This is a genomic window from Rhodococcus sp. NPDC056506 (genome assembly GCF_042794945.1).
Lineage (GTDB): Bacteria > Actinomycetota > Actinomycetes > Mycobacteriales > Mycobacteriaceae > Rhodococcus_F.
In genome coordinates, this window is sequence record NZ_JBHTSW010000020.1 from 1 (window position 1) to 20567 (window position 20567).

The window sequence follows — 20567 nt, forward strand, 5'->3', positions numbered from 1 at the left end:
TTCTTTTCGCCCCACCCTTTTTACATTACCCCCCACCACCAACCCCCTCCCCCCGGGGGCCGCCGCCCGATAACCCCCCCCCCCCACCCCTCGGTCATTTCTGTGACTCTTTGATTGCGTCCAGTCGCGCTTCGAGACCGTCGAGGACACGGTCGAGTGTGTAGCGATAGTGTTCTGCCCGTGTCGCTTCCGCAGTATCCGGTGGCCCCGCGAACTTCCCGATCAGTGTCTCCATCGATGAACGGGGATCGGCGGGCCCGTCGTTGCTCAGTCGTTCCAGCATCGCGCTGTGATCGGGTGAAGGCTGACCGCTGGGAATGCGCCTGGCGTCGTTCATGGCGATCAGCGTGGTTGTCGAGGTGAAGGCGACGGTATAGGCCTGGGCGGCTTCCGCTCCGAACCCGGCGTCTGTCAGCGATGCCAATCCGGCCTCCATGAGTATCCGGCTGCGCTCGGTGGCAACTCCGTTCATCAGCAGCCACTGCGCCGCGCCTGGACACTCGATCAACGCTTCTCGCATCTGCAAGAGCAGATGTGTCAACCATTGACGCCAATCTTCTTCTGCGGATGGCACGTTCACGGTCGACATCGCACTGTCGACCACCGCCGCCGAGAGTGCTTCGCGATCTCCGACGAGCCGATAGACGACGGAGAACGACGTATCGAGTTCGCCGAGCAGCTGCCGCAGCGACCAGCCCTCGACTCCGTGCTCGCGACTGAGCCCGAACGCAACGGTCAGCACTGCGTCCGCAGTGATCCCGGTGTTGTAACTCCGGCGGCGCTGTGATTTCGCGGCGGGCTTTTTGTCAGGTGATGGCGCAGTCATGGTCCGACCGAGCTTAGCGGCGTCGGATCAGGTCGCGTAGTCGGCGCAAGCGATTGACGGATGAACTTAGGTGAGGTTTACTTGCCAAATCCGAGCAGTGCTCGGATTTGTGCGAACCCCCGATTTTTCGAAGCTGAAGGACACCATGAAGTTGAAAACGCGACCCGGTTATCTATCAAGGCTGGGTGCTTCGCTGCTGGTCAGTGTCGTTGCCCTGACTGCGGCCGCCTGTAGCTCCAGTGAGGCAGGGCCGACGACGGAACCTGTCGAGGGAACGCATGCTGTGTCCCACGAATTCGGTGAGACGTCGGTTCCGGACGACCTCGGGCGAATTGTTTCCCTCGACGAATACGCCGCACTCGGTCTCCTTGCCGTCGGCATTACGCCCGACGTGGCCTTCACGTCGTGGGGATCGGAGATCGGCCAGGACATCCTGGCGTCAGCTGGTACCGAGGTGGTCACGGTGCCGCCGCTCGGTGCACCCCCGATCGAGCAGGTCCTCGCCCAGGATCCGGGACTGGTCATCTTCACGTCGATGGGTGATCGGAGCTACTACGACTCCCTCGCATCGACCGTCCCCACAGTGCCGGTCCCGGCCGTCACCACTCCGTGGCGTGAGAATCTTGCCTTCTTCGGTCGTGCTTTCGATCGTCAGGCGGTCGCCGACAAGTTGACTGGCGCTTTGGAGAGCAAGATCGCTGACGTCTCTGCTCGCTCCGGTGGTGAAACGAACACAGTATCGGTGTTGATGAGCAGCTCAGGGATTCTCGCCACCACCACCGAACAGGCGCCGCCGTCGTTGTTGTTGGCGGAGAGCGGCTTCGGGCGTCCGGAATCCCAGCGAGCCAACGCCGCTGGAGGTCTGCCGTATGCACCCCTGTCCGACGAAGCAATCCCGGCGCAGGACGCTCGGATCGTGGCCGTGTTCGACGAGGGCGTGTACGAGTTCGGCAAGGTTGCCGGTGTTCCCGGATTCTCGAGTCTTCCAGCGGTGCAGGAGAACCGAGTGGCCAAAGTCAACGGAGACATGTGGCTCGCTACTCATCCTTTCGCCACCTTCTGGATGATCGAGGACATGGATGCCATGGCTGCGGGCAATCTGGCTGGTGCGGGTACCGAATCTGTTGCCGCGAAGCGCTATCAGGATTTCACGGCGCTGACGGCATGAGTTCGAGTGCGTTGAGTCGGCGTCTGGCTCTGAAATGGGGAGCGTTGACGCTCGGCTCTGCGGCTCTGAGTTCGGCGGCATTGAGTGCGTGCAGCCGTGGTTCGGCGAACGAAACCAGTTCCGAAATTTCGCCGTTCGACGACGAGGTTCGTGCTGCCGAGCAATTGCGATTTCGTAGCGGACATACAGTCGAACGAAACCTGACATCTACGCCGGCTCGGGTGAGCCTGGGCGGTAGAGAGGTCGACACGTGGTCGTACGGCGCAGAAGCGGTGGGCCCGGAGATCCGAATCTCCAAGGGAGACCAGCTTAAAGTTCGGTTGCAGAACAATCTTCCGGCGGAGACCTCGGTTCACTGGCACGGCATTGCGATCCGCAACGACATGGACGGTGTCCCGCCGATCACCCAGGAACGAATCCAACCAGGCGCGGAATTCACCTATGACTTCGTGGCCCCGGACCACGGAACCTACTGGTACCACTCTCATTCAGGGTTGCAGGCTGATCGAGGGCTCTTCGGTGCGCTCGTGGTCGAGGACCCGAACGATCTGACCGGCGCCGACGAGGACGTTGTCATCGTGATCGACGACTGGCTCGACGGGCTGGGAACAACCCCGGATGCAGTTCTTCGTGCATTGTCTCCGGAAGTGCAGGGAGGACACCACGGGCACGGTGGAACCCCGCCGGAAGTCGACGATGCAGAGATCGACTCTGCTGCAGAACTTCTCGCCAGTGGACACGGAAGTTCGACGGCACTCGGCGGAATGGCAACGCACATCACCTACCCCTTGCATCTGATCAACGGACGACCGGCGGAAGATCCGTTTGTCGTCAGTGCGCCGGCCGGAACGCGGCTCCGACTACGGGTGATCAATGCCGGGGCGGAGACTCCGTACCGTTTCTCGGTTGCCGGGCACGAGTTGACCGTTGTCAGCGCTGACGGGCAGGACGTCGCTCACGCAGTCGGAGAGGAGATTCTGATCGCACCCGCGCAGCGATACGACGTATTGGTGACGGTGCAGTCCGGTTCGTGGCCTATTGCCGCGAAGGTGGAAGGGAAGCCAGGTGGAGCCGCGTGCCTGCTCCGGACACCGGATTCGGTAACGAGCGTCGATCTGACTTCTTCTGCAGTGCTGTCAGGTTCCGGCGGTCGACTCGTTCTGGAATCGGAGCTTCGCCCGTCAGGCGCACGGGAACAGAGGGTGCCGGATCGTGAGTATTCGGTGGATCTCATTCAGGCCGGCGATCGATATGTCTGGGGAATGGCGGGCGCCGATGCAGGTCGGTTGATCATGAAGCAGGGCGAGCGGATACGAATCGTCATGAACAACAACACCGATATGTGGCACCCGATGCACACCCACGGCCACACCTTCTCGGTTCCCTCGTACGGTGGGCTTCGCCGAGACACCGTGATCGCACTTCCGCGTGCACAATTGGCGATCGACTTCGACGCCGACAATCCAGGGCGGTGGATGTTCCACTGTCACAACGCGTACCACTTCGAGGCCGGGATGACTGCCGACCTCCACTACGTTCGATGAGGAGAGCAGAATGTCAGTTCGCACCGGGTTGACCACATTGATCGCTGTTGCAGCGGTGTTCACGCTGACGTCGTGCGGTGACGATTCGACGGGATCTACCGAGCAAGCGCCGGTCGAGATCTCGGTGAAGAACCTTGCGTACACACCGGACTCCGTCACGGTACACAAAGGACAGACCGTCACGTGGATTTTCGAGGACCAGGGTATGCCACACGATGTCGTGTTCGCAGAACTGGGGACCAAGAGTGAACTGCAAGGAAGTGGAACCTACAGTCAGACCTTCGACAAAGTGGGAACCTTCACGTACACGTGCACACCACATCCGAACATGACCGGCACGATCATCGTCGAAGAGTGAGTGGCGCAATGAAAGTGAATGAGGCTGCAGCCTCGAAAGATTCGACTGGTCTCGTCGACCGAGACGCTTTGGGCAGAATGATCGCGCCCGTGAGAAATCGACTCCTCCTGGGGGCTGGTTTGTCGGCGCTGTCGGTGCCGCTGCGTTTCCTGCCCTACGTAGCGGTGGTCGAGATCGCGCGAGTGCTTCTGACCGACGCGTCGTTGAATCTGGTCTGGTGGTGGGCCGCGATCGGCGCAGCGGGCACAATTCTCGGTTTCGTCGTCTACAACGCGGCCCTGACGGTGTGTCACACTGCCGACGCGCATTTCAAGTACTCGATCCGCTCGGGTATCGCTCGGCATCTGTCTCGAGTTCCTCTGGGCTGGTTCGCAAACGGCGGAACCGGCGAAGTGAAACAAGCGATGACCGACGACGTCAAACGGATGCATCTCCTCGTCGCCCATCTTCCCGCCGACGTGGTGCCTGCCATCCTGTCGCCGCTAGTGGCTCTGGTCTATCTGGTGGCGATCGACTGGAAGTTCAGCCTGGTCCTGGTGGGCTACATCGGAGTGTGTCTCGCTCTTGCCGCGCCGTCGATGCGCAGAGCGTATCGAACGAACGTCGACTCGTGGAATCGCGCCATGTCGACATTGACCTCTGCAACAGTCGAACTGGGTGACGGTATCGAGGTCGTCAAGACCTACGGGAATGGGAGTCGAGCGTTCGCTCGCTACTCGAGCGCAGTCGATTCGATGGTCGCGGTGTGCGTGCGATGGATGTCGGGGATGGGAAGACCGGTGGTCGCGATGTCGATCCTTCTCTCGCCGGCTGTACTCATCGTGGTTATCACGGGGTCGGGGATCGCACTGCTCTCCGGGGGTTGGGTTACCCCGGTAGCTCTGGTGGCTTTTCTCGTCGTCGGAATAGGCGTTCCATCTTCGGTTCTCCACCTGGGAACGATGGCCAACCTCTACCGCGAAGGCCAACTCGGAGCGACCCACGTCGAGAGCATTCTCTGCGAAGAAGAGCTGGCTGAACCCCGGGAGCCGGTCTCGGCTCGCGGTACCTTGGTTGAATTCGACTGCGTCGGATTTGAATACACCGCTGGACAGCGCGTCCTCGAGAACATCTCCTTCGAGCTGCAACCGGGCACCGTCACCGCGATAGTTGGACCGTCCGGCTCTGGAAAGACCACGTTGGCGCGTCTACTTCCGCGGTTCTGGGACGTGACGGATGGATCTATTCGCCTCGGTGGAAGCGATTTACGAGATCAGTCCAGTCGTGAAGTCTTGAAATCGATGGCTATCGTCTTCCAGGATGTTGTGCTCTTGCGGGACACCGTGCGCGAGAACATTCGGCTCGGGAGACCAGATGCAACTGATTTGGAAGTGGAGACAGCGGCGAAGCGGGCGCAAATTCATGACGTGATCGTGCGACTGCCAGACGGGTACGACACCGAGATCGGTGGGAGTTCGGGTGGGGAGCTCTCAGGTGGGGAGAAGCAACGCCTGACCATCGCCCGCGCCATCCTTCAGAACCCGCCGATCGTCATCCTGGACGAGGCGACCTCGCAGGCCGATCCCCATAGTGAATCGGCCGTTCAACGCGCATTGGGTGAGATCAGTGCAGACGGCGGCACCATGATGGTGATTGCTCATCGACTGCACACCATCCGATACGCAGACCAGATACTCGTTCTCGACGCCGGACGGATCGTGGAAAAGGGTACGCACGAACAGTTGTCGGCACTCGGCGGAACCTACGCGCGGATGTGGGCGCTCCAGAACCCCCTCGTCGAAGACATATCTCCGCGAAAGGCGCTGCAATGATTCGAGACCTGGACGAAATCCTCGGGCGCGACAATGGGATGCGAGGTCAGATAGCGGGTTTCACGCTCGCCGGGATACTCGAGGGTGTCGTCTTTGCACTGATGATTCCGATCCTGAAAGCGGTGGTTCGCGGCGATTACGACGCCGCAGTGCCGTGGGTTGTCACGGCTGCTCTCGTGGCGGTGGCTTGTGGCGCCGTACGGTGGATCGCCGAGAATCGGGCGTACCGCATCGGAATCGAGGGTTTTGCCGGTGGAATCATGCATCGCCTCGGTGAGCACTTGGTGCAGGTTCCGCTCGGGTGGTTCAGCAAGGCAAACCGTGGAGCGTTCACTCGCCTGGTCACCGAGGGCACGGCGATCTTGATGAGCATCCCGGGGATGATCATCGCGCAACTCGTCACTGTCACCGTGACTCCCGCGACCGTGGCGATCGCTGTTCTGTTCGTGGACTGGCGACTGTCCCTCGCGATGGTCGTGTTTGTTCCACTGGGAATTCGGGCTTACCGCAATGTGCAGCGGGCGGTTGTGCCCGAATACGAGACGATTGGCAAGAGCGAATCCGAGTTGGCGTCGCGCGTCGTCGAATATGCACAGGCACAGCAAGTTCTACGCTCGGCCGGAAAGAGCGACGAAGGCTGGAATCGGCTGGACGATGCTCTTGTGTCCAATCGGGATGCGCACCTGCAGGAAATCGGTTCGGTCGACAAGTATCTGCTGCGATTCATGATCGTCGTTCAGGTTGCCTTTCTCACCGTGCTGGCTCTGGCGGCACTGCTGGTCACCACCGGGTCCATCGACACCGCAAGCGTGATAGTTGTTCTCGTGTTGGCCGTGAGGTTCGTGGAGCCGATGCAGATGCTCGCAGGGTTCGGCGAAGGGATCTCACTGGCTCGGGTGTCGCTCGGATCCGTCCGAGAGATGATCGGCGTACCGGTGCTGGCGGAGCCCGAGGTATCGAAAGAGCCCATGTCGTACGATATTCGGTTCGATTCGGTCTCCTTCGGCTACGGGTCCGTCTCCGTGATCCGCGACCTCAGTCTCGAGTTCCCGGAAAGTTCGGTCACCGCTTTGGTCGGCCCTTCCGGTTCCGGAAAGACCACGCTGGTTCGGCTGATCTCGAGATTCTGGGATGTCGACGAAGGAACGGTATCGATCGGGGGAGCGGATGTTCGCGAGATCGGAACGCGTGTGCTGATGACGCGGATATCGACTGTCTCGCAGCAGGTTTACCTGTTCGACGGAACCATTCTGGAAAACGTTCGGTTGGCGAGACCGGATGCCACGGAGTCGGAGGTCCGCCAAGCGGTGAGCGATTCCCGACTCGGCGAAGTGATCGATCGTCTGCCGAGCGGTGAAGAGACAAGGGTGGGTGAAGGGGGATCACTGCTGTCCGGTGGTGAACGTCAGCGGGTCTCGATTGCGCGGGCATTTCTCAAAGACACTCCGATCGTTCTCCTCGACGAAGCAACTTCTGCCCTCGACGGAGAGAACGAAGTCGCGATCACCGAGGCGATTCACCGCTTGGCTCGTGGTCGAACCGTCGTGGTGATCGCTCATCGCCTGTCGACTATTCAGGGAGCAGATCACATCGTCTACCTCGAAGACGGTGGCGTCGAGGAGGTCGGTACCCACGAAGACCTGATCGCGCGAGGTGGAAAGTACTCGGATCTGTGGGCCGAGCGCAGTGGCGCGGAGGGATGGAGGATCGACCGAGCACCTAAGCGGTGAAGAAACCGTGTGGTTTGATCGACGAATGGACGAAGCCGCTGCAGATCCAGTGAAACCGCCGCGGAAGCGCAGGTGGCCTCGCTGGGTCGCGGGTATCGCCGTGCTCGGAGCGGTTGTCTACGCGGGCTCGATCGTCTGGATTTCCGTCGCGTCGGCCGGCCACACGTCGGGCGCAGCGGACGCTCCGGAGGCCCCGGTGGTGATTGTGCTGGGCGCGCAGATCAAGGACGGCAAGCCGATGGCGTTCCTGAAGGGACGGCTGGACGCAGCCGTCGAGCTGGTGGAGGCGGGGAAGGCAAGAGCGGTCCTGGTCTCCGGCGACGCGAACGGCGGCTCGGGTGACGAGATCGCGGCGATGACGAACTACCTGGTGGAGCAGGGAATCGATGAGCGTCGCATCGTGGGGGATCCGTACGGCCTCGATACCTATGACACCTGCTTCCGGGCCATACATACGTATGGGGTAACCAGGGCGTTGATCGCCACCCAGGGGTACCACGTGCCCCGCGCTGTGGCATTGTGCCGAGACGTCGGCATCGACGCAGACGGTGTGAACAGCGATTGCGGGTGCGCAACTCCGACGCTGATCAAGAACGCCGCTCGCGAGTGGGCTCTCGCCAAACCCAAGGCAGCGCTGGACATGCTGTGGGGGCGGGATGCAAAGGTGACGTCGCCGTCGGAGGATTCGGTCCAGACGGCGCTGTCGGTGTCCTGACGCGCTGAGAGTGCGCACAGTTTGTGTCGAGCGAACACACGCTCCGGGGAGTTGGAGCGTGTGTTCACTCGACGCACAGGGTGCTAGGTCGACAGTCAGATCAGTGCTGCTGCGGCAAATGCTCCCAGCGCTATCAGCGCAGCGCCGGTGACGCTCTGCACTCGCCGGTCCACGACGCACATGATCGAGAGGAATCCCGGCATCGAGCCACCGCGCTTGGTGTGCACGATTGCCGCGAGGCTGGGCATGCAGCGGCCAAGGGAAACGACCGTGAACAGCGCCGCACCAAGTGCCGGCGAACCCGAGGCAATGACGCCGAGCGCCAGGAGGTAGTACGCACTCGAGCGGATGAAGATCAGAAATCCCGGACCGATGATCGCACCGAAGATCAGCGAGACCTTCCACGGCGCCATGCTGCGGCGCAGATGACGCGGAAGCTGTTGGCGCCGCATCGGAGTCGGCATCCTCACCGCACCCAACTCGTGCAGCCCGTACGCAACCGCGACGACGGCCCAGACGCCTAGCGCCCAGCCGACCGGGACGTAGCCGGACACCGCCGCTCCGATCGCGCCGATCAGTGCGCCGGCGACGGCTCCTGTCGTGACGGAACCCATTGCATGCCAGCCGAGTCGGCGTACCGGAGTCGAGGATCCCTTTCGGTCAGCTTGCTTCGGAGCGGCAACAACTCCGGCAACGGACATGCCGCAGGTCGACCAGTTGGCGGCCAGCGAAGTGACCAGTCCGGCTCCGACAACGGCAGTGGTCAAAGCTGTTGTCGCAGAGGGCACAGCAACGAGTGCAATACCGGCACCCGCGGCAGCACCCGCCGCGATGAGGCTGGCACGAGTTGCGGTCCCTACCGAGCCTTGAAGGGTCGGCCGGATGTCGGGGACATCGGTCTGGAGCGGGCCGTGTGAGAGAACGGTAGTCATCAGATCCTCCAAAATGTGTGTGGTTCAATGAAAGTAGTGAGCCAATCTCACAGTGAAAAAGGTTGAGCCAGAGTCACAGCACTGTGATGACTCCGATCATGTACGGGTGTACGGAGCACGAGTATTCGTAGACGCCGGCGCTCTCGAACGTGTGCCGGTATGCGCCGTCCCCGGTGATGCCGCTGTCGAACAGGCCGGGCGACTCGACGTGATGCAGGAGTCCACCGTCGTCGAAGCGCCACTCGACGGTGCCACCACGCTCTACTGTCACGTCCATCGGACTGAACTGAACATTGCTGATCTCGACCACCACGTCGGGGACGGGATCTTTTGTGCCGCATGCTGGAACACACGTTGCGGCGACGGCGAGGCCGAAGCCGGCGATCCACCTCCTCACTATTGAACGATCACGGTGCCCACCATCATCGGGTGGGGCGTGCAGTGGTAGGTGAAAGTTCCGGCGTCGTCGAACGTGTAGGAGAAGGTCCCCTCGGTGAGCAAGTCGCTCTTCAGTTTCCCGTCGAGTTCACCGTTGCCGACCACATCGTGGGGGAGTCCGCTGTCGTCGAACTTCCATTCGACGGTCTGTCCCTTCTCGATGGTGACCGATGCCGGTGTGTACGCCATGTTCTTCACCTCGATCACGACGGCAGGTTCGTCCGACGACGCACCTGCATCACTACTGCAGGCGGTGAGACTCAAGGCAGCGCACGCGGCGAGGAAAGCGGGAACGAGTTTCTTCATGAGGGGTTCTCTCCATTCTTCAACTTGTCAGCGGACGTAACGCAGATTTGCCGTCATGCCGGCTTCGAAGTGGTAGGCGTTGTGGCAGTGGAACATCCACTCGCCGGGATTGTCGGCGTCGAACTCGATGGCAAGCTCGGCACCTGGTAGGACGTTGACGGTGTCGCGGCGAAGTCCGCCGTAGTCCGGTACCGCAAACGTGTGGCCGTGGGTATGCATGGGGTGCCACATCGTGGAAGTGTTCTTCATCGTGATGCGAACCCGTTCGCCCTGTTTCATGACGAGTTTGCCCGCATCGGCACCCGCCATGCCCCAGACGTAACGATCTCCGGCTTGGATCAATTCGATGTGGTAATCGCGGTCGGGTGACCTCGTCTGGAGACGTGCGGATTCCGCTGGTCGTAGCGCACTTTCGGGTACCAGCCTGCCGGCCAGTTCCGAGAGGTTGCCGCCCACATCCGGATTCGCGAGAGCCAAGGCGTCAGCGCTCCGCAGGACGGTCGATGCGTAACCGTCTCGACCCTCGACCTTCGCGACCACCGGCCACGTTCCCGACTTCACCGTCACCAGTACGTCGTAGCGTTGGGCCATGCCGACGATGATGGTGTCGGCAGGAGTTGGCACCACGTCGTAGCCGTCGGTGGCGACAATCGTCATCTCGTGTCCGGCCACGGCAAACCGGTACGGAGTTTCGGCTGCCGCGTTGATGATTCGTAGTCGAAGGGTCGAACCAGGCGCTGCAGTGATGACAGCAGGATCATTGGGTGGTCGCCCGTTGATCAAGTGCAGTGGATACGCGATGTGTTGAGTCATTCCGCCGAGTGCCTCGGAAGAACCGTGTCCGCCGCTCACCAACTGTTGCGCGACGGACATGTCGGCTTCAGAGTGTTCTGCCGGAGTTGTTGCCCCACCGCCGTGTCCGCCATGCCCGCCCGAAATTGCCGGGTTCAGGGCCATCAGGACGGAATCCGGGGTGGTACCCAATCCGTCGAGCCAGTCGTCGAGCACCAGGACGGCATCGGCGTCGGCTCCGGTGATGTCGTTCGGGTCCTCGACGATCATTGCGCCGAATAGCCCCCGATCGGCTTGTAATCCGCTGTGCGAGTGGTACCAGTACGTTCCCGGATCCGGTGCGATGAAGTTGTACTCGAAACTCGAACCGGCGCCGATGGGAGCCTGCGTGGTGGGTGCCGCGCCGTCCATGTCGTTGCGGATTCGAATTCCGTGCCAATGCAGTGTTGTTTCGGCGTCGAGGCCGTTCTGGACGCTGACGTTCACCCGGTCACCGGACTTCAGGCGAAGTTCCGGAGCCACCGCAGAGCCTCCGTACGTCCACGTGTCCACGAGGCGTCCGCCAAGATCTACCGTCGAGAATCCGGAGGCAAGGGCAAACGCAGCGGTGGTTCCGTTCCAGGCTCGCGCCGATTCGGCTGCAGCAACTTCGGGGTCGGTGGGCAGGATGTAGTCGAGATCGGTTGTGGGCGTCGGAGTTGCTGCAGTGGAACTGCATCCGGCGATCGTTCCAACAGCACCGAGCCCGAGTGCTCCGGCGCCGAGTGCTCCCAAACTCAGGAAACGGCGCCGTCCCATCACCACACCGGATCCGGGACGACTCATCGGAGTACTTCTGGTGTGATCAACCCACTGACATCGCCGACGTTGCCAGAGACATCGACAGAACTGACCTGCTCACCGGTGGTCGCGTTGTAGCCCACGATCTTCTGCGGTGCAGAACCTTCGACTTCCGGCCCCGTACCCAGCACGTAGAACGTGGCGCCGTCGACGGAGAAGGTCATGCTCTTGATGTCCGTCAGGCCGAGGTCTGCGAGCGTCAGACTTTTCACCGGGGCGTAGTTCGCCGCGTCGGACAAGTCGATCTTGACCAGTGAGCCTCCGCGAGCGGAGTCCGGATGAATGGCCGTATCCGTGTACGCGATTGCGAGCCGGGATGCGTCGGCGTTGATGACGTTCTCCGAGAATCGACCCGAATCCTGCCCGGCGTTCCCGATCGGCTCGACAACTTCCTGAGGCAGTCCGTTGGAGAAGTCGAAAACGTAGACATCGCCGTTCTCGCTGACCAGCAGTGCTTTTTGTGCTTCTGATGCCCAGGTGACCTTGCGTGTGGAGACAAAATCTTCAGGTAGGACCTTGCTTCGGGCGGTTTCCTTCGGGACGCCGTCGTCACCGATCGTGACGTGCAGCAGTTCTCGGGTGTCCTCACATACGCTGTACAACTCGTGCTCGACCATCCACGTGAACGGACCGCAGCCGACTATCTGGAGTGCACCGGTCGCTTCCTTCTTCTCGAGGTCGACCACTCTGATGCCGTACAAACCGTCGTCCCACGTGACGAAGAACTTGCCGTCGGAGGTCACGGCGTTCGAGCCGGGACGGGAATGCACACGTGCGACGTCCGGAAGCATGACCTCGGCGGGTTCCAGTAGGTTTCCGGAGTAGGTGCTGACCGTGAAATCGGCTGCGCCGCGGGAACCTCTGGGACGCCACACCTCGGCCGCGAGAACCGCTGGGTCTTCGGCGGAATCCCCGACAAATCCGTGAATGACCGGATCCCAGATTCCCGGACCGACGGTAATTCGACTTTCGGCCACACCGGTTTTCGGATCGATCACATTGACACTGAGCTCGAGCTGGCCGAATCCACCCTCGACGCCCAGTAGGCGGTCAGCTGCGATCGGCGTGATCGAACCGACGTGCAGTGGTTCGGGAATGGTATCGCCGATTTCCTGGTCGTCGTGCCCGAGTGAGATCCCCTCGCCCGGGGCGGTGAACGGAACTGTCGGATAGGTGACATCGCCTGCGCTGGAGGGTTCGTCGTTGTCGGACGAACTGCATCCGGCCAGCGCGAGCACGACGGTGAGTGGAATGACGGCAACGGCTGGGCGCGCCAGTTTTCGGGTTCGTGAACTGCTCATGATCCGGCACCGACCTTGGGGCGCTCCGCGGGCCGAGTCTGGCAGTCCTCACCGATGATGGGTGCCATCGTGCAGGTGTATGCCTGAGACTCGTCGGAGACACACCAGATGATTTCCTGGTCGTAGCTTCCGGAGACCGGGTTGTACATCACGGCCTGCATGTCCGGTTCGCCGCAGAAGGCGTTGGAACACGAGGGCGCGCCGCAGCAGTCGTAGTAGGCGATCAGATAGGTCTTGCCGGTATCAGGGTTGGTGCAGCATCCGACCCAGAACTCTGCGCCGGGTTTGCTGCCGGGCGCACAGGTGGTGACACCGCCGCCGTTGCATGCGGCACAGGATGTTCCGTCCATGTTGCACCAGCGCCAGTACTCGCACTCGGCTGGATCCTTGCCGTCGTAGACGGGGACAAGAGGCTCCGGCCCGGGCGCCGGCGCAGGAACTTCGGGCTCCTGGGCGAAGGCGCTGCGAGTCACGGGAAGCGTGCTGATCAGTGCCACCCCTGACACACCCATGGTCCACTTGCCGATCCGACTGATCATCGACCGCCGCGAAACTCGTTCGGAGAGTTTGCGACCCGTTCGGCTGGTGAGCGAGCCACCCTGGCCCGCCATCCATTCGGCCTGGGCCTGAACTGTCGCCTCGTCGACGGGATATCGATTCTCCGTCATGTTGTGCTGTGGGAATTCATTGTCGTCCAACGATTTTCTCCTGATTCGTGAAGAGGATCGAACTGTGCAGGAAGATCAGGCCGCGCTGCCGGATTTCGCCTGGGCATGAAGGTGCTGGAGTGAGGGGGTACCGGATTCGAGCGCATTGAGCAGGCTCTCCACTTGAGCCATGTGATTGCACAGGCCCTTTCCTCGGATCTTGCCGTGCTCGTCGAGAATCACTCCGTAGGGAGTTGTACCCACCTGGTACGCGATGCCGACCTCTCGGGCGTCGATGTAGCTGAGCTCGGAACCGATCCCGCTGCCGGCCAGGAACTCACGGTGCTCTTCGGGTGTTCCGTCGGAGATGATCACCACATCGAGATCGGATTCAGCTCGGGCCATTGCCCTTACGCCGGGAAGAAGACTCTTGCACGTCGAGCAGCTCGGTGCGGTGAACAGCAGGAGTTGCGGCTTGTCGCGGTGACCGCCGACTCCGACGGTTCGTCCCTCCTGGTCGATCAGACCGGCAAACGACGGGCCGACTTGTTCGACCTTGGGCCCGGTATCCATCATGCGGGCGCCGAGCGGTCCGAGACGTACTTGTACGCGGCCGATTTCACGAGCCAGGGCAAGAACCATCAAGAAGAGTACGGCTACGGCGATCACCAGGATCACGGTCGCGACGAGTAGGAAAGTGGTCATCGTAGTAGTCCTGCCTTCGAGTTTTCGGGGCTGTGGGTGTGGTTCACGAGCCGTACCGGGATGCGGTTTCGGCAGTGCGGAGTCGGATGGAGGCACTCGACAGGTAGTCGTCGACCGGGCGTCGCCCTAGATGGACGACCGAACGAATCTGTGCGAGAGCAACTCCAGCCAGAACGAGGAGGAATCCGAAGGTTGCCGCCACGATCTGGACGCCGATCTCGGCTTGATTGGGGGCGACCGACACGGCCACGGATATCACCGCGAGTGTCCCGGCGCGAACGGCGTGGAACCACCCGATATGCGGAATCTTGCCGACACCGAATGCAAAACAACCGCAGTCCAGATCGCGTCGACCGCGTAGGAGATTGATCGTGAGACCCGTGAAGAACGACGCGAACATCACGGCAGCGGCCACAGCTGCGAGTCGATGGACAACGCCGAGAACCAGCAGGGCACCCACGACGGACTCGGCGACGGGGAGGGCGCGAGCGATCGGAACTTCGAGCCGCGCCGGCAGCACTTTATAACCGCGCACCGAACTGAGTACCCCGTCGTGGTCGTTCAGCTTGGGAATGCCGGCGAGCAGTAGTACAAATCCGATGATCGCCGCAGTGGTGGCGCTGACGAAGTCCATGCTTCCTCCGTTCTGTTCGGCAGGGCCGGTGGTGTGTGGGACACATCCTGTACGGGCAGTGCTGCGAACCCGCGTCGACCGCGATACGCCTGGACGAGGTGCAACTGAGAGAGCAGTTTTCGTGTGAGAAGTGGAGAACTAGCAGGTGGAAGCGCGGCTCGTAGGCTTGGGACACCACGGGCCCCTATTAATCCCGCACGATGCTGGGTGGCAAACAAAGTCGGATTCTCACTTGAAAGTTCTGTGCGCGCCATCGTGGAAACTGCGCCGAAACATAAGCGGACTAACTTGACCGAATTCTGACAATTCGCTCGTAGGTTCGGGCCCGGACGCGACGGACGGTGAGACATGGCCGTGAGTGCGGCACTGCGTGCAGCGATCGCGCGAGCGCAGAATGCGGATCAACACAGTGAGCCCGTGTTCTCCCCGCTCCGCGGTCTCGGACGGGGACGTCTGACCCCGATCGACCTGTTGGGACAATCGCTCTCCACGATCGCGCCGGCAACCGGGATGGTGTTCATCGCCCTGTGGATGATCACTTACAGTCCCGGCTACGTCGGGTTGGCTGCGATCGCAGCGACCACTTCGGCCGTGTTTCTCGTTGCGTTCTGCATCACTCAGTTCACGCGGAGACTGGCCGCAGCAGGATCGTTGTACAGCTTCGTCTTTCAGGGCTCCGGTATCCGGGCGACACTGACGGCGGGTGCCGCCTTGGTGCTCGGCTACCTCGGAATCTCGGTATCGGTTTTCTCCCAGGCGGTTCCGAGTCTGCTGGATACCGTCGCCCTTATCGGACTCGACGTGCGAGGGACTGCCGCGACGGTCATCACGACGGTGGCGATTGCCCTTGCCGTCGCGTGGATTGCAGTGCGAGGCGTTCGGTTCGCCACCCGAGCGATCCTCGTTGTCGAGGCTTGCTCGCTGATTCTGATAGTCGTGGTCATGCTGGCGACGCACACCAGCGCGACAACTGCTGTTGCCCTGCCGAACCCGTCGCTGAGCGCTGTGCCGTTTCTCGCCATGCTGACCGTACTGAGCATGGCGGGCTTCGAGAGTTCGGCCTTCTTCGGTCCGGAAGCAAAACGACCACTCATCAGCGTCACGCGCACGGTCCTCATTTCGCCGATCATCTGCGGAGTTCTCTTCGTTTTTGCGGCCTGGGCGGCGATGACCGGTCACGGCGCAACGATCGTCGGAGCGTACTTCGAAGGAACGGCATCCGGAGCCAGCGAGGAAGTGGTTCTGGCGGTCAAGATCGGAATGACGTGTTCCTGGTTCGCGTCGACCGTCGGTTGTGCGCAGGCGGGCTCGCGGTTGCTGTACTCGATGGGGATCGAACGGGTACTGCCGTCGCCGCTTGCCCTTGTGCACCGACGATTTCGTACCCCGTACGTCGCGGTACTTGCGTTCGTCGCGGCAAGCGCGGTGGGAGTATTCGTCTACTCCGATACGGTTCGCGACGACTCCGGATCCTTCGACGGGGTAGTCGAGACAGCGTTGGTCTGCGCTTACACCCTGGTGGCCTTTGCTTCGTGGAAGTTCTTGCGCCGAATCGGCGAACACACGTCACTGACCCGGATATGCACCGTGTCCGTGAGCGCTGCCGGCGCTGGTCTGCTGGTCTACATCGTGCTCGACGGTGCGGTACACGGGATGTGGGCCCTGCCGATCGCAGCTCTTGTTGTCGCTGCGTCGGGGACCGTGTGGAGCGCCTTGCTCCGTAGAGCCAGACCTGAAAGCCTTCTGATGGTGGGCGCCTTCGACAGCGTCGAAACGGCAGACCTGTTGCCCGGTGCCGGCACACTACTGATCGACGGTGACGGGCGAAGACGACTTGTCCCGGATCGCGATACCGCTGAAGGTAACTCGCCGGAGCATGGGTGGTGACCGCGGACCGTGCAACCGCTGGTCCGCGATCAGGCAAAAGGATCGGCGAAGAGACTCACTTCAGCGGGCAACAACCGCGTGCGGTTCAGAAGGCACTCGGGATGCTCGAGGCTGTAGCTCACTTGGGGCCGGGAACGACTGCGAAGGAGATCGCCACGTTTGCAGGCGTCCCTTCTGCTACGGCGTATCGAATGCTCAATCTGCTGGTAGCCGAGGGCTTTCTGGTGCGGGTGCCAGACCTGTCCGGGTTTGCGCTGGGGCGTCGAACTGCCGAGCTCTCACATGCAGCGTCGGCGAGCGGTCCGGCGCCGACCCTGCACGAGCGCGTCGAAGACATGCGGACACACACGAGGTTCGGACTGCACGTCGCGTCATTCGCCGGTGGGCGCTTGAGGTTCGTCGACAAGGATCCGGACCACGAGATCATCGGAATAGCGGCACTGCCGAAGAACCTTCACGCGAATGCGCTGGGGAAGGTGCTGTTGGCGCATGACGAGCGGTTGCTGCCGGGCTTGGACCTACGCCGGGTCACGGAGTTCACGATCGGTGACTTCGATATTTTGTCTGAACAGCTGAGGTCTGTTCGCCGGCAGGGATTTGCGTTCGAGGATCAGGAGTGTCGCCTGGGTCGATCGGCCTTGGCGGTGCCCGTTCGGGATCATGCGGACCAGGTGGCCGGCGGGTTGTGCGTCCAGGGAGCGAGCGGACGAGTGACTGAAGGCGATCGAGAGTTGGTCGGCTTTCTATTCGATTGTGCGCGCCAGCTCACCGGATTGCTCTGACGTCACCCGCGCAGGTGCTGGGGGAGTCCGGCGGTCATCAGAATCACTGACTCGGATGCAGCGGCGACGCGGCTGTTCAGCAGACCGAGCAGATCACGGAACAACCTCCCGGACTTCGTGTCCGGGACCACACCGCTTCCGACTTCGTTGGTGACGGCGACAAGCGGCACCGGACAGGCGGCCCAGGCGTCGGCCAAGACGTCGATATCTGCGTGGACGCCGCTGAGATCTTCTGTGGTCCATGCCTGATGTCGGTCCAGACGCGCGGTCAACCACGTGCCGAGGCAGTCGATCAGGATCGGTGTTGTTGCGCCTGAAAGAATTTCGGCCACCTCGGAGGTCTCTACCGTCGTCCACGTCGACGGCCTCCGCGCGCGATGCGACGCAATTCGTTCGATCCAGTCGGGATCGTCGTCCTGCGGATCCCCGGTGGCGATGTACGTGACGTGCGGGTAGCCGGCAAGCAGGCCCTCCGCGTAAGTGGACTTGCCCGAGCGGGCGCCACCGGTGACGAGAGTTCGATGGCTCTGCCCTACCCCGATCGCGAGCGCAGTTCCATCCGGAACCGCTCGCGCCCCGGGCACGCGAAGTGCCTCCGCGAGTTCGTTTTCGACTGGGTTGTGGTGCCCGAGGTGTACGGCGACCACATCGGTTCGATCGGTGATCGCGTCGCAGTTTCGTAGTCGCGACACCGTCTCCGCGAAACTCGGCAGATCGTGGTGCCCGGTGCCGTGGTCGGTCTTGTAGCCGAAGGTCTCTTCGAGGAAGACGGCGTCGAAACGCGCGTCGGCAAGGGCATCGAAAGCTGATTCGGGCAGAGGCCCGGTGTCGGTGGCCCAGAAGATTCGAGATCCGGATGCGTCGGTGATGTCGTAGAGAAGGGTGGGTACTTCGTGCGCGGCTTCGAGTGTGCGAACCTGATAGGTGCCCAACATGATCGACTGACCGGCCTCGAGCGGCGTGAAGGTCACCGGATCGCCCGGACCCACCCAGTCTCGGCAGAGATCGAGCGCGTCGGGTGGTCCGAGAACCTGTAGCGGTTCGGCGCGAGAGGCCCAGGATCGGAACAGCAACGCCATCGGGCCCAGATGGTCGGGGTGAGAGTGCGTCAGCAGAATGTGTTCGACGTGTGCCAATGTGCGACCGAATCGCGACGCGGCACGCGGTACTTCCGGCCCACAGTCCAACAGGATTCGGTTGTCCAGCAAGGCGGCGGTGTGTCCGCGAACGGTGCCATTCGACAATGCCGCCAGGCAGGAAGCGCAGGTACAGAACGGGTTCGGCCAACCGTCGGCAGCACCGGTGCCGAGCATCACCAATTCCATCAGCGGGTGCCTTCCTGCCGAATCGGAACAACTATGGGACCGCTGGGCCGGTCCAGGATTTCGACCCGGGCGCCATACACGCGGCCGAGGAGGTCTGCCTCCAGCACCGCTGAGGGTGTGCCGTCGGCAACGACGCTGCCCTTGTCCAGCAGCACGATTCGTCGACCGTACTGACCCGCGAGAGTGAGGTCGTGCATCGCGGCGATGACCGTGATGTTGTCGGCTTCACGCAGTTCCTCCACCAAGTCGAGAACCTGCTGCTGGTGACCGATGTCGAGGGCGCTGGTGGGTTCGTCCAGTAGCAGTACCTGTGGTTCTTGAGCCAGCGCCCGAGCCAGGACCACGCGCTGCAATTCGCCGCCGGAAAGTTCGGTGGCTCGTCGATCTGCGAACTCGGTGAGGTCGAGCCTTTCGATCACCGAGGAAATCACCGAACGGTCTGTGGCGGTTTCGGTTCCGAAGCGTCGTAGATACGGAGTACGGCCGAGCGCAACCAGTTCCTTGACCGTCGCGCCCTCGGGTACCACCGGGCGTTGCGGCATCAGCGCGACTACGGCTGACGTGGCCTTGCGGCTGGAATTGCGTGGGCTGAGTCCCCCGACCGAGAGTTCACCGGTGGACGGAATCAATCCAGCGAGGGCGTGCATCAAGGTCGTTTTGCCTGCGCCGTTCGGCCCGACCACGGCAACCCAATCACCGGGTGTCACATCGAGATCGATGCCGTCGACGACGTCCTTGCCGCCGAGGTTGACTCGGAGGCCGCGGCACCGGACTGCGCTGTCGGTCATGCCGAAACCCGACTGCGGCGCAGAACCAGAAGGAAGAACGGAGCGCCGATCATCGCGGTCACAACCCCGATGGGGAGTTCGGCCGGCGCCATGACCGTGCGGGCGGCGACGTCGGTGAGGACGAGAAACGCCGCACCCAGCATGAGTGACAGAGGGAGCAGCAGCCGATGCGACGGGCCGACGACCAGTCGAACCGCATGGGGAACAACGATTCCGACAAAGCCGATGAGCCCACTTGCGCTCACTACTGCGGCTGTTCCCAGTGTTGCGGCGAGCACCAGCACCAGGCGTGATCTGGCGGGATCGACGCCGAGGCTGGCGGCTTCGACGTCACCGACTGCCATCACGTCGAGTACGCGTCGGTGTACCAGGATGACGGCTGATGCCAGCGCGACGTACGGCAGGACAACCAGAACTTCCGACCAACCGTCGGTGGACAGTCCGCCGAGTAGCCAGGAGTAGACCTCGCGCAGTGAATCGTCGAACCGCTGCTGAACAAAAGTCTGCGCTGCATTCGTGAACGCTGCGACAGCGACACCGGCGAGGATGATGACTACCGCGTTCTGCGGCCCGCCAATGCTTCGGCCGAGCGTATAGGTGGCGAACACTGCCAGCACGCCACCGACGAAGGCGGCCATGGGGATTCCGAACATGCCCAGCGCTCCACCCGAAACGATGGCGAGGGTTGCGCCCAGTCCGGCTCCGCTGGAAACGCCGAGGAGATACGGATCCGCCAAGGGATTTCGGAACACGCCCTGGTAGGCGGCGCCGGCCACGGCCAACATTGCTCCGACCAACGCGCCCAGGACTACTCGCGGAAGCCGAATCTGCCAGAGAATCGCCTGCTGTGTCGCGGTGAGACCGGAATCGATGTTGATGCCGGGTATTCCGTCCAGAAGTTCGAGAATGGTCCGATCAGGCGTCAAACCGGCCGGCCCCACCAGAACACCGATCAGCAAGGCAGCGCACAGAATCAGCGCGGCGCCGAGCAGAACGACGGTCCGATGATGGGAGATACCGGCTTTGATCATCGAGTGC

At 62.1% G+C, this 20567-nt stretch carries 20 protein-coding genes; 8 read left to right on the forward strand and 12 right to left on the reverse strand.

Annotation, left to right across the window (positions count from 1 at the left end; genetic code table 11):
* Positions 1-94 precede the first annotated feature (94 nt).
* The gene (locus ACFQ6H_RS17120) at positions 95-826 is read right to left on the reverse strand and encodes a TetR/AcrR family transcriptional regulator (protein WP_378647449.1); all 732 of its coding nucleotides are present in this window, start codon (positions 824-826) and stop codon (positions 95-97) included.
* Positions 827-1109: 283 nt separating this feature from the next.
* On the opposite strand from ACFQ6H_RS17120, the gene ACFQ6H_RS17125 reads away from it, so the two are divergent.
* The 6 genes from ACFQ6H_RS17125 (at position 1110) to ACFQ6H_RS17150 (ending at position 8152) form a co-directional block, all read left to right on the forward strand.
* Entirely contained in the window at positions 1110-1994 is an 885-nt protein-coding gene (locus ACFQ6H_RS17125) for an ABC transporter substrate-binding protein (protein WP_378647451.1), read from the forward strand.
* Positions 1991-3538, forward strand: a complete 1548-nt coding sequence (locus tag ACFQ6H_RS17130) for a multicopper oxidase family protein (protein WP_378647453.1) — start codon at positions 1991-1993, stop codon at positions 3536-3538. Before ACFQ6H_RS17125 ends, ACFQ6H_RS17130 begins: the two co-directional genes overlap by 4 nt.
* A gap of 10 nt (positions 3539-3548) precedes the next feature.
* Positions 3549-3896: a plastocyanin/azurin family copper-binding protein gene (locus tag ACFQ6H_RS17135; RefSeq protein ID WP_378628475.1), complete on the forward strand. Its 348-nt coding sequence runs from the start codon at positions 3549-3551 to the stop codon at positions 3894-3896.
* An 89-nt stretch (positions 3897-3985) separates the two neighbouring features.
* Positions 3986-5707, forward strand: a complete 1722-nt coding sequence (locus ACFQ6H_RS17140) for an ABC transporter ATP-binding protein (protein ID WP_378647455.1) — start codon at positions 3986-3988, stop codon at positions 5705-5707.
* The gene (locus tag ACFQ6H_RS17145) at positions 5704-7437 is read left to right on the forward strand and encodes an ABC transporter ATP-binding protein (RefSeq protein WP_378647457.1); all 1734 of its coding nucleotides are present in this window, start codon (positions 5704-5706) and stop codon (positions 7435-7437) included. The genes ACFQ6H_RS17140 and ACFQ6H_RS17145 overlap by 4 nt, the downstream gene beginning before the upstream one ends.
* A gap of 25 nt (positions 7438-7462) precedes the next feature.
* Positions 7463-8152 carry a vancomycin high temperature exclusion protein gene (locus tag ACFQ6H_RS17150; RefSeq protein WP_378647459.1) on the forward strand — a complete coding sequence of 230 codons (690 nt, stop codon included), beginning with the start codon at positions 7463-7465 and terminating at the stop codon, positions 8150-8152.
* Positions 8153-8247: 95 nt separating this feature from the next.
* On the opposite strand, the gene ACFQ6H_RS17155 is transcribed toward ACFQ6H_RS17150, so the two are convergent.
* From ACFQ6H_RS17155 to ACFQ6H_RS17190, 8 genes are all read right to left on the reverse strand, one after another.
* Complete coding sequence (locus ACFQ6H_RS17155) at positions 8248-9084, reverse strand: methylamine utilization protein (RefSeq protein ID WP_378647461.1); 837 nt, start codon at positions 9082-9084, stop codon at positions 8248-8250.
* Between the two features lie 73 nt (positions 9085-9157).
* Positions 9158-9481, reverse strand: a complete 324-nt coding sequence (locus tag ACFQ6H_RS17160; RefSeq protein ID WP_378542181.1) for a biphenyl 2,3-dioxygenase — start codon at positions 9479-9481, stop codon at positions 9158-9160.
* Entirely contained in the window at positions 9481-9828 is a 348-nt protein-coding gene (locus ACFQ6H_RS17165) for a plastocyanin/azurin family copper-binding protein (protein WP_378531099.1), read from the reverse strand. Before ACFQ6H_RS17165 ends, ACFQ6H_RS17160 begins: the two co-directional genes overlap by 1 nt.
* Before the next feature lie 27 nt (positions 9829-9855).
* Positions 9856-11445 (reverse strand): multicopper oxidase family protein, encoded by a 1590-nt coding sequence (locus ACFQ6H_RS17170; RefSeq protein ID WP_378647463.1) that lies wholly within the window; start codon positions 11443-11445, stop codon positions 9856-9858.
* Entirely contained in the window at positions 11442-12761 is a 1320-nt protein-coding gene (locus ACFQ6H_RS17175; RefSeq protein ID WP_378647465.1) for a hypothetical protein, read from the reverse strand. The genes ACFQ6H_RS17170 and ACFQ6H_RS17175 overlap by 4 nt, the downstream gene beginning before the upstream one ends.
* Positions 12758-13429, reverse strand: a complete 672-nt coding sequence (locus tag ACFQ6H_RS17180; RefSeq protein ID WP_029256402.1) for a methylamine dehydrogenase light chain — start codon at positions 13427-13429, stop codon at positions 12758-12760. The genes ACFQ6H_RS17175 and ACFQ6H_RS17180 overlap by 4 nt, the downstream gene beginning before the upstream one ends.
* A gap of 75 nt (positions 13430-13504) precedes the next feature.
* Entirely contained in the window at positions 13505-14113 is a 609-nt protein-coding gene (locus ACFQ6H_RS17185; RefSeq protein ID WP_378647467.1) for a redoxin domain-containing protein, read from the reverse strand.
* A gap of 43 nt (positions 14114-14156) precedes the next feature.
* The gene (locus ACFQ6H_RS17190) at positions 14157-14747 is read right to left on the reverse strand and encodes a MauE/DoxX family redox-associated membrane protein (RefSeq protein WP_378647469.1); all 591 of its coding nucleotides are present in this window, start codon (positions 14745-14747) and stop codon (positions 14157-14159) included.
* A gap of 348 nt (positions 14748-15095) precedes the next feature.
* Here ACFQ6H_RS17190 and ACFQ6H_RS17195 point away from each other — a divergent pair, with 348 nt between their 5' ends.
* Together ACFQ6H_RS17195 and ACFQ6H_RS17200 are read left to right on the forward strand one after the other, a co-directional pair.
* On the forward strand, positions 15096-16634 hold the full coding sequence (locus ACFQ6H_RS17195; RefSeq protein WP_378647471.1) for an APC family permease: 1539 nt from the start codon (positions 15096-15098) through the stop codon (positions 16632-16634).
* Positions 16631-17416, forward strand: coding sequence for an IclR family transcriptional regulator (locus tag ACFQ6H_RS17200; protein WP_378647473.1), 786 nt, complete (start codon positions 16631-16633; stop codon positions 17414-17416). The genes ACFQ6H_RS17195 and ACFQ6H_RS17200 overlap by 4 nt, the downstream gene beginning before the upstream one ends.
* A gap of 2 nt (positions 17417-17418) precedes the next feature.
* On the opposite strand, the gene ACFQ6H_RS17205 is transcribed toward ACFQ6H_RS17200, so the two are convergent.
* Genes ACFQ6H_RS17205 through ACFQ6H_RS17215 form a run of 3 tightly spaced genes read right to left on the reverse strand, consistent with a single transcriptional unit; the run spans position 17419 to position 20560 of the window.
* Positions 17419-18741 (reverse strand): bifunctional adenosylcobinamide kinase/adenosylcobinamide-phosphate guanylyltransferase, encoded by a 1323-nt coding sequence (locus tag ACFQ6H_RS17205; protein ID WP_378647475.1) that lies wholly within the window; start codon positions 18739-18741, stop codon positions 17419-17421.
* Entirely contained in the window at positions 18741-19529 is a 789-nt protein-coding gene (locus ACFQ6H_RS17210; protein WP_378647477.1) for an ABC transporter ATP-binding protein, read from the reverse strand. Before ACFQ6H_RS17210 ends, ACFQ6H_RS17205 begins: the two co-directional genes overlap by 1 nt.
* On the reverse strand, positions 19526-20560 hold the full coding sequence (locus ACFQ6H_RS17215; RefSeq protein ID WP_378531118.1) for a FecCD family ABC transporter permease: 1035 nt from the start codon (positions 20558-20560) through the stop codon (positions 19526-19528). Before ACFQ6H_RS17215 ends, ACFQ6H_RS17210 begins: the two co-directional genes overlap by 4 nt.
* Positions 20561-20567: the final 7 nt, after the last annotated feature.